Origin of the sequence: Stenotrophomonas sp. YIM B06876 (assembly GCF_030711595.1) — a bacterium.
Classification (GTDB): Bacteria; Pseudomonadota; Gammaproteobacteria; order Xanthomonadales; family Xanthomonadaceae; genus Stenotrophomonas.
Genome location: NZ_JAUJUJ010000162.1, coordinates 1 through 1,767, shown reverse-complemented (window position 1 = coordinate 1,767; position 1,767 = coordinate 1). Strand labels below are relative to the sequence as shown.

The window sequence follows — 1,767 nt, the reverse complement described above, 5'->3', positions numbered from 1 at the left end:
CGCCCGCAGGGGCGGCGCATGCCAGCGCCAACAGCACGCACCTCAAGCCGGGCGAACTCGACACCTACTACGGCCTCTGGAGCGGCGGCCACACCGGCGACATGCGCGTGCTGGGCCTGCCCTCGGGCCGCGAGATCCACCGCATTCCGTGCTTCGTGCCCGACGCGCTGGTCGGCTGGGGCATCACCAACGAATCGAAGAAGATCATGGGCACCAAGCCCGACGGCAGCCTGAAGTACACGGTGGCCGACACGCACCACACGCATGCCTCGTACAAGGACGGCAATTACGACGGCCGCTACGCCTGGATCAACGACAAGATCAACAGCCGCATCGCGCGCGTGCGCCTCGACTATTTCGTCTGCGACAAGATCACCGACCTGCCCAACGTGCAGGGCTTCCACGGCATCTTCCCGGACAAGGCCGACCCCGTCGACCCGGCCATCAACTACACCACGCGCGTGTTCTGCGGCGGCGAGTTCGGCATTCCGCTGCCCAACAGCGGCAAGGACGCCGACGCACCCGAGAAATACCANTCTGCGACAAGATCACCGACCTGCCCAACGTGCAGGGCTTCCACGGCATCTTCCCGGACAAGGCCGACCCCGTCGACCCGGCCATCAACTACACCACGCGCGTGTTCTGCGGCGGCGAGTTCGGCATTCCGCTGCCCAACAGCGGCAAGGACGCCGACGCACCCGAGAAATACCATTCGCTGTTCACCTGCGTGGACGCGGAATCGATGGCAGTGCGCTGGCAGGTGCTGCTCGACGGCAACTGCGACCTGGTGGCCACCTCGTACGACGGCAAGCTGGCCGCCACCAACCAGTACAACACCGAGGGAGGCATCCACTACGAAGACATGATGTCGGCCGAGCGCGATGCCTGCGCGTTCTTCCACATCGCGCGCATCGAAGAGGCCGTGAAGGCCGGCAGGTTCAAGACCTACGGCGACTCCAAGGTGCCCGTGGTCGATGGCACGCACGCCGCCAACAAGGACGCCAAGACCGCGCTGGTGGCCTACGTCAGCGTGCCCAAGAACCCGCACGGCGTGAACGCCAGCCCCGACGGCAAGTACTTCATCTGCGCCGGCAAGCTCTCGCCGACCTGCACGGTGATCGAGCTGAGCCGCGTGCTCGACTGGTTCGACGGCAAGTCCGAGAAGCTCGACGACGCCATCGTGGCCGAGCCCGAGGTGGGCCTGGGGCCGCTGCACACCGCCTTCGACGGCCGCGGCAACGCCTACACCACGCTGTTCCTCGACAGCCAGATGGTCAAGTGGAACGTAGCGGCCGCCATCAAGGCCCATGCCGGCGACAAGAGCGCCAAGTACGTCGTCGACCGCCTCGATGTGCAGTACCAGCCGGGCCACGTCAACGCCTCGCAGTCCGAGACCAAGGCGGCGGACGGCAAGTACCTGGCCGTGGGCTGCAAGTTCTCCAAGGACCGCTTCCTGCCCGTGGGCCCGCTGCACCCCGAGAACGAGCAGCTGATCGACATCTCGGGCGACAAGATGGTGCTGCTGGCCGACCACCCGGTGCGCGGCGAGCCACACGACTTCATCATCTTCAAGCGCGATCTGGTACGCCCCAAGCAGGTGTATTCGCACGACGATTTTCCGCTGGCGATCAAGGACCCCAAGGACAGCGGCGTGTTCCGCAACGGCAAGAAGGTCACCGTCAAGCTCACCTCGCAGGCGCCGGCCTTCAGCCTGCGCGAGTTCAAGCTCAAGAAGGGTGACGAGGTCACGCTGATCCTGACCAACCT

Annotated in this window: 1 protein-coding gene and 1 pseudogene; both read left to right on the top strand. The window is 65.5% G+C overall.

Annotation, left to right across the window (positions count from 1 at the left end; genetic code table 11):
• Window positions 1–101: 101 nt before the first annotated feature.
• Window positions 102–482, top strand: a pseudogene (locus QZH66_RS15705) (hypothetical protein); the annotation flags it as partial.
• A partial coding sequence (nosZ, locus tag QZH66_RS15700) for a TAT-dependent nitrous-oxide reductase (RefSeq protein ID WP_305806832.1) occupies window positions 467–1,767 on the top strand: 1,301 nt, incomplete at its 3' end. The pseudogene QZH66_RS15705 and the gene nosZ, both read left to right, overlap by 16 nt.